Below are 15387 nucleotides of genomic sequence, written 5' to 3' on the forward strand. Positions count from 1 at the left end.
AGGGGGCGGAACTGGACGATGCCGGTGATGGCATATGTACAGTGGGGAGACGGCTTTTCGGGGGGATCGCCCAGGGGTGTCTCGCCCCGCACTACGCACCCGTCCCGAAAGAGGAACACCCATGGCCCGCAGGCTGCCTTCACAGCCTCCCGTGCTCGCGGGCTACACGCACCTCCGCGCCCTGGGAAAGGGCGGCTTCGCCGACGTCTTCCTCTATGAGCAGGCGCTTCCCCGGGCCGATGTCGCCGTGAAGGTCCTGCTTCCGGGCGTGGCGACCAACAGCGTGCGCGCCATGTTCCTGTCGGAGGCGAACCTGATGTCGCAGCTCGCGACGCACCCCTCTGTCGTCACGGTTCACGCCGCGAGCATCGCGCCCGACGGCCGCCCCTACCTGGTGATGGAGTACTGCCCCTCCTCCTACGGGTCGCGCTACAAGACCGAGCGCATCGCCGTGGCCGAGGTGCTGACGGCCGGCGTCAAGATCGGCAGCGCACTCGAGAGCGCGCACCGCCTCGGCTTCCTGCACCGCGACATCAAGCCGTCGAACATCCTCCTCACGCAGTACCACCACCCCGTGCTCGCCGACTTCGGCATCGCGGCCACGGTGGCCGAGGCCGAACGCGAGGAGGCCGAGGGCATGAGCGTGCCCTGGTCGGCGCCGGAGGTTCTGCAGTCCGAGACGAGGGGCACGGTGCGCAGCGAGGTCTGGTCGCTGGCCGCCACCCTCTATTCGATGCTCGCCGGCCGCACACCGTTCGAGTATCCGGGCAAGAGCAACACCCGTGACGACCTGCAGCGCCGCATCGTGGGTCGTGACCGCGTGCCGCCGACCGGGCGGCCGGATGTTCCGCCGGAGCTCGAGGCGCTCCTCGCGTCGTGCCTGAGCAAGAACCCGGCCGCGCGACCCGCGAGCGTGCTCGAGGTCGTCCGCGGCCTCCAGCTGATCGAGTCGAGCCTGTCCCTCCCTCAGACCTCGGCCGACATCTCGAACGAGGCGGTGCACCGCCCGGCCCCGAGACCGTCTTCGGCCTCGCTCACGAAGGCCGCCCAGGGCGGGGTCTCGGTGCGCGGCGCCGAGGGCCCGCGGGTGAGGCACCGGGGGCGCCAGTCCGAGGCCGTCCGCGAGTCCACCGACTCGAGCGTCACGGTGATCAGGCAGGCCACGGCCGCTCGCTCGCGCTCCGTGCGCAGGCCCGGCGTGATCGCCGCCGTCGTCGGCAGTGCTGTCGTGCTCGTGGCCGCGATCGTCGCCGCCGTCGTTCTGGTGCTGGGCGCGTTGAACACGTCGATGCCGGTCGTCAGCGACATCCGGGCCCAGGAGCAGGCCGGAACCGTCGTCTTTTCCTGGCGCGACCCGGGCCTCGCAGGCGGCGACCTCTACGTCATCCGCTCGACAGACGGCTCCTCGTCGACGCAGACCTCGACCGAATTCACCGTGCAGGCCGACGGCTCCGTGCCCGAGTGCATCACCGTGCGCGTCTCGCGTGACGGCCGACTCGGCGACCCGTCGGCCGAGAAATGCGCGCCGGCCGGGGGCGCCGGATGATCTTCCGCTGGCTCCGCGCGCACGCGTCGCAGGCGATCACCACCGTGAGCGTTCTGCTCGTCGCTGCCGTCGTGCTCACCGTGGCCCTCGTATCGACGGGGTACACGGAGCAGAAGCTGCAACTCGACGACGCGTCCGTCTGGGTCACCAACGGCTCGCGCCAGGTGGTCGGGCGCGCCAACACCGATGTGTTCGAGCTCAACTCGGTGGTCAAGAGCGAGGGCGGCGACATCGACGTGCTGCAGCGGGGATCCACCGTTATCGCCCACGACCGCACGAGCAACACCCTGCAGGTCATCGACCCCGCGTCCTCGCTCGTCACCTCTACGATCCCGCTTCCGGCGGGCGACCCCGACGTGATGCTCGACGACGGCCAGATCGTGATCCACTCGGCCGACACGGGCGAGGTCTGGGTCGTGCGACAGGCGAACCTCGACACCTTCGACGACACGGAGCAGCCTCTGCTCAGCCTGGATGCGGGCAGCGCGGTCGCCGTCGACGACACGGGCATGCTGGTGGGCTTCGATCGGCGCAGCCAGCGTCTCGTGACCGCCGACATCCGTTCGGGTGCCGAGCCGAGCTCCGAGCCGGTGACCGGCATCGACGCCGAGGACGACGACGAGGTGCAGGTCACGCTCACCGGCGGCGTCGCATCCGTTCTCGATGTGACACGGCGCGAACTCGTCGTCGGCGGTCGGCAGATCGACCTGACCGACAGCGTCGGGGCATCGGAGGAGCTTCAGCTGTCGGCGGCGACCACGACCGGAGACACCGTGCTGATCGCCCACTCTGGCGGTCTGCTGGGCGTCGACACGGCCACCGGAGCGCTCGAACGGCTGGTCGAGGGCGCGCAGGGTCTGCCGGCCCGGCCGTTCGTCGATGACGATGGATGCGCGTACGCGGCCTGGGCGGACGGCTCGACCTGGCAGCGCTGCGGCTCGTCGGACGCGGTGAGCGGCCGGCTCGCCGGCGTCTCCGCCGACGACGACCTGGCCTTCCGCAGCAACGGCCGATACGTCGTGCTGAACGACCGCGTCGGCGGCCGGGTCTGGGCCGTGCAGCACGAGAACCGCCTCATTGACAACTGGGACCAGCTGATCGATGACGACGACGACCAGCAGCAGCAGGACGAGATCGACGACCAGACGCCTCCCGAGCTCGTCGCCGACCAGCAGCCGCCCGTGGCCAACGCCGACGACTTCGGCGCCCGCCCGGGCGTGGCCAGCATCCTGCCCGTGCTGCTGAACGACTACGACCCGAACGGCGACGTGCTGTCGATCACGGCGGTCGGCGAGGTCGACCCCGCACTGGCGCAGATCGACCTCGTGAGCACGGCGCAGCGGCTGCAGGTCACTCTGACGCCGCAGGCATCCGGCACCTTCTCGTTCGACTACACCATCTCCGACGGCCGGGGCGGCACGGCCTCCTCCGTCGTCACCGTCACCGTGCGCTCCGCCGGTGAGAATTCGCCGCCCGTGCAGGCGCGGGTCACCCAGGCGGCCGTGGCCGTCGGCGGGGTCTTCACGACGAATGTGCTGGGAGACTGGTACGACCCCGACGGCGATCCGATGTACCTCGTCGAGGCGCAGACGGCGGAACCCGACCGCGTGTCGTTCGCGCCCGCGGGCGAGCTCGACTTCCGCAGCGGGTCGACGGCACCCGGCAGCACGGAGATCGGCCTGCAGGTCTCCGACTTCACCGAGGCCGGAACCGGCCAGGTGCGGGTCACGGTGTCAGAGCCCGGAACCGTGCCGATGACCGCGGACGGTTTCCTCGTGCAGGGCTACACGGGCCAGGAGCTGCAGATCTCGCCCCTCGAGCACGTTCGAGGAGGAACGGGCAGCATCCGCCTCAGCACCGTGGCCGACTACCCCGAGACCACAATCACGCCCAACTACGCCAAGGGCACCTTCCGGTTCGAGTCGCAGAAGGCCGGAATCCACTACCTGTCGTACTCGGTCACCGACGCGGCGCAGCAGACGGCGACGGGCGTCGTGCGCGTCGACATCGCGGCCGCGCCCGATGCCGCGACGAAGCCCATCACCGTGCCGACCGTAGCCTTCCTCTACCAGCAGCAGACAGACCTGGTCGACGTGCTCTCCACCGACATCGACCCGGCGGGCGGCGTGCTGAGCATCTCGGGGGTCTCGGGAGTGCCTGCCTCCTCGGGCGTGGTCGTCGAGGTCATCGAGCACCGCATCCTGCGCGTCAGGCTCAACAATCCGCTCGACGGCCCGGTGACATTCGGCTACACCGCAACGAACGGATTCTCGAGCGCAGAGGGCGTCGTGACGGTCTACCAGGTTCCCGAGCCCGCGAGGCTCCAGGCGCCCGTGGCCACGGCCGACAGCATCTCGGTGCGCGTCGGAGAGGTCGTCGACATCCCCGTCGTGGCGAACGACGAGCACCCGAACCGCAAGCCGCTCGTGCTCGATCCCGCGCTCGTGCAGAACGTGCCCTCCGGAGGCGGCCTGCTCTTCGTCTCCGGCAACCGACTGCGCTACCTCGCCCCCGACGAGCCCGGCGACTTCACGGCGATCTACCGCCTGGGCACCACCGCCGACGTGCAGTTCGACACGGCCCAGGTGACGATCTCGGTGAGAGAGGCCGACGCCGCGACCAACTCCGCCCCCGTGCCGCCGACGCTGTCGGCCCGCGTGCTCGCAGGCGAGGCCGTGAAGGTCTCGGTTCCTCTCGGTGACATGGATGCCGACGGCGACTCGGTGAGGCTCGTCGGGGCCGCATCGAATCCGTCGCAGGGCAACGTGACCGTCGCGGGCGACGTGATCACCTACACGGCCGGCGCGGCGTCGCAGGGCACGGACTCGTTCTCCTACGAGGTCGTCGACAGCCTCGGTGCCCGAGCGACCGGGGTCGTGCGGGTGGGTATCAGCCCCGCCTTCGACACGGCCAGCCTTCCGGTCGCGGTCGACGACGTGGTCGTGACCACGCCGGGCAACTCGATCACCGTAAGGGTGCTCGAGAACGACTCGGATCCGAACGCCGGCGCCCTCGACATCGTGGGCACGGAATCCGCAGACGCCGAGGCCGCCGTCGACGTGCCGAAGTCCGCGGACCGCATCACCTTCCAGGCTCCGGAGGCCGAGGGTGACTACGCCGTGCTCTACACGATCCAGAACGAGGCCGGCCAGCAGGCATCCGCGTGGCTTCGTGTGCGTGTCGATGTCGATGCCCCTCCCGTGCGCCCGGAGGCCGACGACACCGTGCTGAGTCTCACCGACATCCAGGGTCGTGACGAGGTCACGGTCGACGTGATGCGCAACGTCTTCTACGCCGAGGGCGACGCCGATGCACTCGATCTGTCGCTCGTCGCGGGCTACGACAGCACCGCCGAGGTGCTCGCAAACAACCGGGTGCGGGTCGCCGTGCAGCAGAAGAGCCAGATCATCCCCTTCGTCGTGGCGAGGGCCGACGATCCCGATGTGAGCGCCACGGCCTTCATCTGGGTTCCCGGCCTCGAGGATGCGCTGCCCGAGCTGCGCACGACGGCCAAGCCGCTGCAGGTGCTGAGCGGAGACACGCTCTCGATCGACATCAACGACTACGTGGTCGCGGCCGGAGGCCGGCAGGTGCGGCTCACAGACGAGGCCACGGTCAAGGCGAGCAACGCCGACGGGTCGAATCTGGTCGTCGATCCCCGAACGCTGAGCTTCACGAGCCGCGACGGATACTGGGGCCCGGCGTCGCTGTCGTTCGAGGTCACCGACGGCTCGAGTTCCGACGACCCCGATGGGCGCAAGGCCGTGATCGTGCTCGCGATCACCGTCGAGCCCCGTGACAATCAGCCGCCCGTCTTCTCCGGGGCGCAGCTGGCCCTGCAGCCGGGCGACGAGCGGGTGATCGAACTCCGCGACCTCACGAAATACCCCTATCCGGCCGATGTCGACCAGCTCGTGTACGCACTGAACTCCCAGCCCGGCGCCGGGTTCTCGGCGACGCTCGCGGGCACGCGCCTCACGATCGCGGCCGCAGCGGATGCCCGGGTCGGCAGCGGCTCGGAGTTCTCGGTGGGGGTGCGCGACGCGAAGAGCGACGGCAAGGCAGGCATCGTCAAGGTGTCGGTGGTCACGTCGAATCGCCCGCTCGTGAGCCCGGGGGCCGACACCCTCACGATCCGTCGCGGCGAGTCGGCGTCGATCCCCGTGCTCGCCAACGACACGGCGACCAACCCGTTCCCCGACAAGCCGCTGACGGTCGTCGCCGTGCAGGGCGCGGTGCCTGCCGGCGTGCAGGTCACACCGAGTGCCGACAAGAGCACGCTCCAGGTATCGGTCTCGCCGCAGCTCGATCTGAAGACCGCCGGCCAGGTGTCGATGCAGTACCAGGTGGCCGACGCCACGAACGATCCGACCCGCGCCGCGTGGGGCACGGTCACGATCACCATCGTCGACGTGCCCGACCAGCCGGCGGCTCCGGTTCTCGGCGGCGCCGGATTCGTGAACGGCCAGCTCGCCGTGTCGGCGGTTCCGCTTCCGTATCCGAACGGCGCCCCCATCACGTCGTTCATCATCCGCAGCGACGACAACGGGGGATACTCGAAGGACTGCGGCGCCTCCGCGACCTGCCTCCTCACCGACCTGCAGGCGGGCAAGAACTACACGTTCTACTCGATCGCGGTCAACCAGTACGGCCAGTCGGTGCCGAGCGCGCGCAGCGCTCCCATGCGCAGCGACTACATCCCCGCGCCGCCACAGCGGGTCTCGCTCACCCGGGAAGCGGCGGATTCGACCCAGTCGAACGAGGGCTATCTCGTCGTCTCCTGGAATCCCATCGCCGACCCGACGCCGGGCAGCGCGGTGCAGCGGGTGCGGGTGCAGATCGGCGGGTCCACCGTCACGCTCGACCGATCCGCGACCTCCCTGCGCTACCGGGGCGTTCCCGGAACGGAGTACACCGCAGAGGTGTGGGCCGAGAACGGTGCCGACTCCCTGTATCCGGGGCAGATCCCGTGGAACAGATCCAGCTCGGGGGCGGCGACCGCCGTCGGCGCTCCGACCGCGAGCACAGTGGAGGCCACCGTCGTCGACGACGCCGGCTCCGTGCGCGTCGACTGGTCGGCCTTCGGCGCCAATGGCGCGTCCGGCGTGAAGTACACGGTGGTGCGCTACCCGGCATCCGCCACCGTGCCGAGCTGCGGCCAGGCATCCGGCGGGCCCGTCGTCTCACCCGGCGTCGTCGTGCCGACGGCATCCGGCGACGTCGGATCGCGATTCGTCTACGTCGTCTACGCCGACAACGGCTGGGGATGCTCCTCTGCCCAGACCGGCAGTGTGCGCGTGCTTGTTCCCCCGGCGCCGCCGACGGTGTCTCTCGCGTACCAGGAGCCTTCCGACGGACGTTACGGCGTCGCCGTCTCGAGCGCGGCACCGGCGGTGCTGCCGAACACCGACGCATCCGAGTACACGATCCAGGTGTCGGGCGGCCAGGCCGTGACGAACGGATCCCCCCTGTCCGGATCCGGCCCGTGGACCTTCACCTCGTGCATCACGAGCGACGGCACGACGCGGTGCAGCGAGGCCGTCGCTGCCACGAATCCTCTCGTGCCCGTGAACGCGAACGCCTCGGTCACCTCGTGCGTCGCGGAGCAGCAGGTGTCGGTGGCGCTCGAGAGCGCGGGAAGCGTCTCGTGGACGTTCGAGTACTCGTTCCGCTCGACGATCGCCGGAATCCCCGGTGGATGGTCGAGCTGGTCCGACGACCCCACCGCGCCGGCTCTCGGCGCGCTCGCCGATTCGCAGGAGGTCGTCGTGCGCACGATCGGCAATGGGGGAGACTTTACGAGCGGCACGGACCAGAACGAGCTGCGCCAGCGCGGCAGCGGCAGGCAGTGCGGGTGAGAGTCGCCGCCACAGAGACAACAGGAGTACGACCATGACCATGACCCGCGAACAGGCCGTCTGGTTCTCCGACGTGTTCGGCCGACTCGTCACGAACGTCGAGCGCGTCGTCTTCGGCAAGAGCCACGTGGTGAGACTGGCCTTCACGACGCTTCTGAGCGAGGGCCACCTGCTGCTCGAGGACTCCCCGGGCACGGGCAAGACCTCGTTGGCCCGCGCCATGGCGCAGACCGTGCAGGGCACGTCGAGCCGCATCCAATTCACCCCCGACCTCCTTCCCGGCGACGTCACCGGCATGAGCATTTACGACCAGAAGCAGGGCGTGTTCGAGTTCCACCGCGGCCCGATCTTCGCGTCGATCGTGTTGGCCGACGAGATCAACCGGGCGAGCCCCAAGACTCAGTCGGCGCTGCTCGAGGTCATGGAGGAGGGCAGGGTGACGGTCGATGGCGCGACGCACGGGGTGGGCAGGCCCTTCCTCGTCGTGGCGACGCAGAACCCCGTCGAGCAGGCGGGAACCTACAGGCTGCCCGAGGCGCAGCTCGACCGCTTCATGATGAAGGCCTCGCTCGGCTACCCCGACCGCTCGTCGACGATCGCGATCCTCGAGGGCGCGGCCACGCGCACGCACGACAGCACGATCCCCGCCGTGGTCACGAGCGCCAGCATCGTCGAGATGGCCGATCTGGCGCGCACGGTTCACGTCGGACACGCGGTTCTCGACTACGTGGCCGACATCGTGGATGCGACGAGGAACGCGGTCGAGGTGCGTCTCGGCGCGAGCGTGCGCGGTGCCGTGGCCCTCGTGCGCACCTCGAAGACGTGGGCCGCGGCCCACGGCCGACACTTCGTGACGCCCGACGACGTGAAGACCCTCGCCGAGAACGTGCTCGCTCATCGGCTGGTGCTCGATCCCGAGGCGGAGTTCGACGGCGTGACCGCGTCGAGCATCATCGGTCAGATCCTGCTCGAGACCCCGCCGCCCACCGACAGGGCGAAGTCGGCTTGAGCGACGACGCGCGGCGTGCGAGTGCGACCGGGGCCGGCGGCCCCGGTTCGCCGCAGCGCCCGCGAGAGGTGCGGGCCAGGCGCACGGCGTTCGGCCGCCGCACCGCCCGCCGAGCCCGGGACCAGGCGGCATCCGGAACGACGGACGCCCGGGCCGAGCTGACCGGCCTGACCGGAACCCACGCCTACACGCGCACGCGCGCCGCATCCGCCATCGACGACGGCGGGGCACGCACGGGTGCCCGGATGCGCGCGGTCCGGATTGCGCGGGCGGCGCGGGCGGGCGTCCGACGCGCCTGGAGCTGGACCGCGGCGACCGTCACCGGACTCGGGCTGGCCGTCGTCGGTGTCGTGGTCGTCGGCGCCGTGTTCGGCTATCTGCTCGGCTGGATGGAGCTCGTCGTGGCGGCGTTCACCGGTCTCGCCCTGCTGCTGCTCGGAACGCTCTTCCTCCTCGGCCGCAACTCCTACGACGTGGGTCTCTCGCTCGACCGCGATCGTGTCGTGGTCGGCGAGTCGGCGCGCGCGACGCTCTCGGTGTGCAACCCCAGCCGGTTCCGCCTTCCCCCCGTCAAGAGCGAGGTTCCGGTCGGCAGCGGTCTGGCGGAGTTCTATCTCGGCGGCATCCGGCGGCAGGGACAGGTCAGCCGGGTCTTCGCCGTTCCCACGGCGCGGCGGGGCGTCGTGCGGGTCGGGCCGGTGCGAACCGTGAGGGCTGATCCGATCGGACTGCTCCGCCGCGAGTACGTCTGGACCTCGTACCTCGAGCTGTTCGTGCATCCGGCGACCGTGGCCATCCCGTCGACGAGTACGGGCCTCATCCGCGACCTCGAGGGAAACCCGACGCGCGACCTCACCGATTCCGACGTCTCGTTCCACGCCCTGCGCGAGTACGCTCCCGGCGACGACCGGCGGCACATCCACTGGAAGAGCACGGCGCGGACGGGCAGCCTCATGGTGCGGCAGTTCGAAGAGACGCGGCGCAGTCATCTGGTGATCGCCCTGTCGCGCTCGAGCGCCGACTACCACTCCGAGGAGGAGTTCGAGCTCGCCGTCAGCGTGGCGGGATCGATCGGGATCCGAGCGATCAGAGACGCCAGGGACGTGTCCGTGCTCACCAGCGCCGAGACGCCCGAGTTCGCCCGGCGGGCCACGACGACACCCCTGCGCCTCAGCTCGCTCAGCAGGACACGCCTGCTCGACGACCTCGCGCGCGTCGAGCACAGCGCGAGAGCCATGGGACTCGTCGCGCTCGCCCGGGGCGGCGCGGAGTCGGTCTCCGGAGCATCGGTGGCCATCGTCGTCTGCGGATCCGAGGTGACGAGCGCACAGCTGCGCACCGCGTCGGTCGCGTTCCCCGCGGGGGTCGAGGTTCTGGCCGTGGTCTGCAACCCGGGGATCGTGCCGAGCCTGCGCCGCGTCGGAGAGTTGAGCGTTCTCACGGTGGGATACCTCACCGATGTGCAGAAGGCGCTGGCGAGGGCGGCATCGTGAGGGCGGCTCCCCGCATCGATCGACTCTCCGCAGCGATCGACACGGCCTTCTTCGTGCTGCTGATGTGCATCGCGGCGGCGACGCTCTGGCCCATCTACGAGACTCCGCGACTCCTCGTTCTCGCGGGGGCGGCGCTCGTGCTCGGGGTCGCCGTCGCATGGGCCGGCGCGCTGCTGCGCTGGCCCGGGTATGCGGTCCTCGGCGCATCCATCGGGGTGTTCCTGGTCTTCGGTGTGGCGCTCGCGGTTCCCGGTCGAGCGATCTCCGGGGTGCTGCCGAGCTTCGACGGCATCCGCGACCTCGTGACGGGCAGCGCCCTGGGGTGGAAACAGCTCGTCACGGTCGACCTGCCCGTTGCGAGCTACCAGTCCCTGTTGGCTCCGGCCCTTGTGCTGATGCTCGGGGGGAGTGTGCTCGGCCTGTCGATCCTGCTGCGCACACGACGGGGCGAGATCGCCGTGGTGATCCCCATCGTCGTGGCCGTCACGGGCATCGCCCTCGGCCCCGAGACGGCGTGGTTCCCCGTCGTCACGTCGATCGCGTTCCTCCTCGCGGCGATCGCCTGGATGACGTGGCGGGCCAGGCTCGCGAGGCGCCGGGCCATCGCGCTGCTGTCGGGCCAGACCGGGTCGGATGCCCGAACGCGTGAGGTCGAGCCGGAACGACGGGGGGCCGTGCGCCCCGTGATCGCGGCCGTGCTCGTTCTCGCGGTCGCCGTCGCCGCGGGCGTCGCCGGTGCCGCGGCCCTGGCTCCCCAGGGTCCGCGCGACGTGGTGCGAGCCGCCGTCGAGAGGCCGTTCGATCCGCGCGACTACGCGAGCCCCCTCAGCGGCTTCCGCTCCTACTTCAGCGCCGAGGCCGCGGGAGCGCCGCTCTTCGAGGTCGACGGGCTGCCCGACGGGGCGCGCATCCGGCTGGCGGCGCTCGACACCTACGATGGCGTGGTCTACAGCGTGGGCGACGGCTCGTCGACGGCCGATTCGGGCTTCTTCGCCCGTGTTCCCTCGACGATCGACAGAGCCGGCGAGGCAGGCTCGGCCGTCACGGCGACGATCTCGGTGTCCGGCTACCGAGGGGTCTGGCTTCCCATCGTGGGAGACGCCGAGAGCGTCGAGTTCGGCGGGCCCCGAGCGTCTCGGCTGGCAGACGAGTTCTTCTACAACCGCACCACGTCGACGGCCGCCGTGCTCGGCGGAGTGCAGGAGGGCGACACCTACACCGTCGATTCGATCGTGCCTCCCGCGCCCGACGACGACGAGCTGCTGGCCGCCACCCCGGGCGACGCGTCGGTTCCGCAGCCGAGCAACGTGCCGGATGCGGTCGCCGCCGCGGTCGCCGACGACACCGCCGGGCTCGACCGACCCGGCGAGAAGCTGGCCGCCGTCGTCCAGGCGATCCGCGCATCCGGCTACATCAGCCACGGCACCGATGCCGACCGGCCCTACTCTCGATCGGGCCACGCCGCCGACCGCATCACCGAACTCCTCACCGCCCCGCTCATGCTGGGCGACGCAGAGCAGTACGCCGCGACCGTCGCGCTCATGGCCGGCGAGTTGGGCTTCCCCGCCCGCGTCGTGATGGGCTTCGCGCCCCCTGCCGGGTCGACGACCGTGACCGGGGCCGACGTCTCGGCCTGGGTCGAGGTCGACCTCGCCGGCTACGGATGGGTCGCACTCGAGCCGACGCCCGACGACAGGCCGATTCCCGAACAGCTGCCGGATGCGACGCAGCAGGTGTCGAGGCCGCAGGTCGTCATCCCGCCGCCGCCCGCCGCCGACGACACGCCCGTGGAGCCGAACCGGCCGGAGGCCGACGAGAAGCAGGCAGACGATCCCGACGCGTTCTGGCCGGTCGTTCTCGGCATCGTGCGCATCGTGGCGATCGTCGGACTGGTGCTCCTCGTCGTCTGCGCGCCGGTGATCGTCGTGGGGGTCGCGAAGCTGGCACGCCGGCGTCGTCGGCGGCGGCGATCGGATGCCGTCTCCCGCATCGCCGGAGGGTGGCAGGAGCTGGTCGACGCGGGCCTCGACTACGGCTACGACGTGCCGCCCGCGGCAACGAGGCTGGAGGCCGCGCGGGCCGTCGGCGTCGCTGGGCTCGACACGCTCGCGCGCCGAGCCGACACGGCCGTCTTCGCCGACGACCGCACAGACTTCACGGAGGCCGACCGCTACTGGTCGGATGTCGCGGCCGCCCGCGCCGTGTGGGCGAAGGACTTCTCGAGGTGGCAGCGCATCCGTGCCGCGGCCCGCGTGCGATCGCTCGCGTCGAACCGGCGCGAGTCCGACGGCGGGGGAGTGCGTCGTGGCTGAGCCCGAGCTGCCCCCGTTCCCCGCGTCGTCGCCCGGCGGGCTGTGGCATGCGCGATCCGCGCGCATCCCGTTCGTCGAGCCGTGGCCCCGTTCGGAGGAGGAGTCCGAGCGCCCGAGCGCCCCGGCGTCGTATCTCCTCGATTTCAGCACGGGCCAGACGGTGACCGTCGCGGGCGCCGGCGTCATCGGGCGGATGCCCCAGGGAGTCCGTGGGGAGTCCTCGCTCCAGCTGGTGCGTGTCGACGACCCGGGTCGATCGGTGTCGAAGGTGCACGCCCGATTCGAGATCGACGGCGATGGCCTCTGGCTAGAGGATCTGGGTTCGGGCAACGGCACGACCGTCGAGCAGAGGGGCCGGCCCGCCGTCGCTCTGGCGCCCGGGCAGAAGTATGTCGTGCAGCCGGGCGCGGTCGTACGCATCGGTCGGCAGTCGTTCACGGTGCGGTGACAGCTCGTGCGCCGCGCCTGCTGGCCAAGCACCTCCCCGACCGGCAGGATGGCCTTATGAGCACGAACAACGATCCCGATCGAGACCCGCAGCGTTCGAACGGCCACGAATCCGAGCCGCGCGAGTCCCGAGCAGAGCCGCAGGCCGACCCCGACACGGCATTCGTCGTCGCCGAGCCGTCGTCCGTCGAGCCGGGAACGCTCGAGCCCGTCGTCGTGCACACCGCGAACACCGAGAACGGCCCCCGCGAGTCGACCGGCTGGACCAGCCCTGCCGAGAACCGCGAGCCCGACGGTTCGAACCCCTACGTCGTCCGCACCACCGTTCCTCCCATGAACCCGCACACGACGGGCGCTCCGCTCGCTTCGCAGACCGAGGGTGCAGGCAGCCCTCCCGCGCCGACCGTGCCGGCCGGTCTTCCGGGCGGCGAGATCTACTCCGCGACGCCACCGCCCGCGTACACGGCGCAGCCAGCGCAGCCCGCCCGACGAGGCAACCGCGTCTTCGGCACCGTGATCGCCCTGCTCGGCACGGTCGCCTTCGCCGTCGTGTACGCCGCTGTGGCCTCGCTGTTCTTCGTCTTCAACCCGTCGGTCGACAACGCCGCCGCGACGCTCACCCGGTTCCTGGTCAACTTCGCGTTCATCGTTCCGGTCGTGTTCTTCGCGATCGCATTCATCCTCCTCGTGCTGATTCTCAATCGCGCGGGCTGGTGGGCCTACATCATCGGCGGTTTCGTCGTGGCGGCCATCGTCTATGCGGGGTCGATCGTGGGCGCGTACCTCGCGGTGCAGGGCTGGACCATGAGCTCGGACGAACTGGCAGAGTTCCTGCGGTCGCTCCTGATGGACCCCCTGCCCCTGGCCGCCGCCATCGTCGCCCGTGAGGTCTCGGTGTGGACCGGTGCCTGGGTCTCCTCACGCGGCCGCAAGGTCAAGGAGCGCAACCAGACGGCGAGAGCCGAGTACGACAGGGCTGTAGCCGAGGCCCCGGCCTCCGCGCCGCAGGGATCGCCGGTCTGGTAGCCGTCATGCCGGGCCCTGGCCTGCGATACGGCCGATCGGTCTTCGCGACGGCGCTGTTCGTGGCGCTCGTCGTGGCGGGCTGGGGATTCGTCAGCCTGCTGACCGAGACCGATGTGGTGGCCGATCGCGACATCGGCCCGATCGTCGTGCCCGTCTCGATCGGAGTGACCGCACTCGCCGTCTTCGTCGCGCTCGCGGCGCCGCGGTGGTCGACCATGACCACCAGGGGAGCGGGCGCGCTGCTGGGGGCATCGGCGGTCCTCGCCCTCGGGGCGGTGGCCGTGCAGCTGGCCGTCCTCGGCATCCTGCAGTTCGTGGCCACGGGCAGACCCGTCTCGCTGCTGCTGGCCATCGCCGCGCAGGCGCCCACGCCCTACACGCTCGTCGTGATGGGAGCCGCCTTCGTCTCGGCCATGGGACTGGGCCTCTTGGCGGCGGGCGGCGGCGGCGCATCCTGGCCGTGGGAGAAGGACTGAGTCTTCGATGTCAGACGCCAGCCTGCCCCCTGTGCCCTACGGCGCGTACGCCATGCCGCCGGAGCCGCCGAAGCGGAGGTCGCGCACCGGGCTCATCGTGGGCATCTCCATAGCGGCCGCCGTCGTGGTTCTCGGCGGTGCCGGGCTCGCGGTCGCCGGCGCATCGATCTCCTCGTCGGTGGCGCCGGAGCGGCAGGTCGACGAGTTCCTGCAAGACCTCGTCGACGGCAGGGCGGAGGCCGCTCTCGCCGTGATGGGCGAGAAGCCGTCGGGGCTCCTCACCGACGACGCCTACACGTCGTCGGCCAACCACATCACCGACTTCACCATCGGTGAACCCGAGACGACCGGAGACACGTCGACGGTCACCGCGAAGATCACCCAGGGAGGAACGAGCTACACGCAGGAGTTCACGCTCTCGAAGAGCGGAAAGTCGTTCATCGTCTTCGACACCTGGCAGCTCGAGCCCCTGTCCCTCGGGGCCGTCGACGTGCAGGTGCAGGGGCCGGCGGGGCTGTCGGTCCAGGTTGACGGCACTGCGCTCGACGAATCAGACGGCACGACCCTGCGCGCCTTCCCCGGCGACTACGAGGTCTCGGTCGGCGGCGACGAGCTGTTCGATGCGGTGCCCGCCACGGCCAGCGTCGTCGGGCTGTCCGACAGCGCGGCGGGGAGCCTCGCGACGGCGGCGGTCACGACGACGCTCACCGAGGCAGGTATCGCCGCGGCGCAGACGGCGGTCGACGCCTATGTCGACGGATGCGTGTCCCAGCAGAGCCTGAAGCCCGACAACTGCGGGTTCGAGGCACGGGCGCAGGACGGCGTGACGTACTCCGACATCCGCTGGACGCTGACGGTGCGTCCCACGTATTCGATCGGCGGATGGACCCGGAACGGCTGGTCGGTCACCACGGAGACGGGCGGCACGCTCGACGTCGTCGCCGACTCGGTCGACGGTGCCGGGCGCTCCGGGCCATCGGGCACGACCATCTCCAATTACCGGCCGGTCGGCACCGTCTCGGTCGTCGACGGCGCCGTCGAGTTCACCTCGTCGGTGCTGCCGTTCTGAGCGGTGGCGCTCGCTTGACCGAAGGGCATGGTTGGGGCTAATATTGCCCGGGTGTGTGCATTCTTGCATGCCCACTTTTCGCCCCGAATTCGTTCGAGGCGAGACTCTTGCGCCAGACCAGTCTGAGGCAAGGCAAGGGCCGGTCCTCTCT

The 15387-nt window shown here is 70.6% G+C and carries 9 protein-coding genes; all 9 read left to right on the forward strand.

The genetic code is table 11. The features are described from left to right. Positions 1-121 precede the first annotated feature (121 nt). Genes ASF51_RS07645 through ASF51_RS07685 form a run of 9 tightly spaced genes read left to right on the forward strand, consistent with a single transcriptional unit; the run spans position 122 to position 15236 of the window. Entirely contained in the window at positions 122-1546 is a 1425-nt protein-coding gene (locus tag ASF51_RS07645; RefSeq protein WP_082479619.1) for a serine/threonine-protein kinase, read from the forward strand. After that, positions 1543-7404: an Ig-like domain-containing protein gene (locus tag ASF51_RS07650; RefSeq protein WP_162236933.1), complete on the forward strand. Its 5862-nt coding sequence runs from the start codon at positions 1543-1545 to the stop codon at positions 7402-7404. The genes ASF51_RS07645 and ASF51_RS07650 overlap by 4 nt, the downstream gene beginning before the upstream one ends. Positions 7405-7438: 34 nt before the next feature. After that, positions 7439-8413 (forward strand): MoxR family ATPase, encoded by a 975-nt coding sequence (locus ASF51_RS07655; RefSeq protein WP_055927031.1) that lies wholly within the window; start codon positions 7439-7441, stop codon positions 8411-8413. Then, positions 8410-9906, forward strand: coding sequence for a DUF58 domain-containing protein (locus ASF51_RS07660; RefSeq protein WP_157412047.1), 1497 nt, complete (start codon positions 8410-8412; stop codon positions 9904-9906). Before ASF51_RS07655 ends, ASF51_RS07660 begins: the two co-directional genes overlap by 4 nt. Next, the gene (locus ASF51_RS07665) at positions 9903-12218 is read left to right on the forward strand and encodes a transglutaminase domain-containing protein (RefSeq protein WP_055927033.1); all 2316 of its coding nucleotides are present in this window, start codon (positions 9903-9905) and stop codon (positions 12216-12218) included. The genes ASF51_RS07660 and ASF51_RS07665 overlap by 4 nt, the downstream gene beginning before the upstream one ends. Further along, positions 12211-12666, forward strand: coding sequence for an FHA domain-containing protein (locus ASF51_RS19340; RefSeq protein ID WP_055927035.1), 456 nt, complete (start codon positions 12211-12213; stop codon positions 12664-12666). Before ASF51_RS07665 ends, ASF51_RS19340 begins: the two co-directional genes overlap by 8 nt. Positions 12667-12722: 56 nt before the next feature. Further along, on the forward strand, positions 12723-13691 hold the full coding sequence (locus ASF51_RS07675) for a hypothetical protein (RefSeq protein ID WP_055927036.1): 969 nt from the start codon (positions 12723-12725) through the stop codon (positions 13689-13691). Between the two features lie 5 nt (positions 13692-13696). Continuing rightward, complete coding sequence (locus ASF51_RS07680; RefSeq protein WP_055927038.1) at positions 13697-14167, forward strand: hypothetical protein; 471 nt, start codon at positions 13697-13699, stop codon at positions 14165-14167. A 7-nt stretch (positions 14168-14174) separates the two neighbouring features. Continuing rightward, positions 14175-15236 carry a hypothetical protein gene (locus ASF51_RS07685; protein WP_055927041.1) on the forward strand — a complete coding sequence of 354 codons (1062 nt, stop codon included), beginning with the start codon at positions 14175-14177 and terminating at the stop codon, positions 15234-15236. Positions 15237-15387 lie beyond the last annotated feature (151 nt).

It is taken from the genome of Agreia sp. Leaf283 (assembly GCF_001422485.1).
Taxonomy (GTDB): Bacteria; Actinomycetota; Actinomycetes; order Actinomycetales; family Microbacteriaceae; genus Agreia.

Bases quoted from the DNA above. Each gene is read 5' to 3' on its own strand.
- ASF51_RS07645 (WP_082479619.1), top strand. From the start codon at position 122: ATGGCCCGCAGGCTGCCTTCACAGCCTCCCGTGCTCGCGGGCTACACG.
- ASF51_RS07650 (WP_162236933.1), top strand. From the start codon at position 1,543: ATGATCTTCCGCTGGCTCCGCGCGCACGCGTCGCAGGCGATCACCACC.
- ASF51_RS07655 (WP_055927031.1), top strand. From the start codon at position 7,439: ATGACCATGACCCGCGAACAGGCCGTCTGGTTCTCCGACGTGTTCGGC.
- ASF51_RS07675 (WP_055927036.1), top strand. From the start codon at position 12,723: ATGAGCACGAACAACGATCCCGATCGAGACCCGCAGCGTTCGAACGGC.
- ASF51_RS07680 (WP_055927038.1), top strand. From the start codon at position 13,697: ATGCCGGGCCCTGGCCTGCGATACGGCCGATCGGTCTTCGCGACGGCG.
- ASF51_RS07685 (WP_055927041.1), top strand. From the start codon at position 14,175: ATGTCAGACGCCAGCCTGCCCCCTGTGCCCTACGGCGCGTACGCCATG.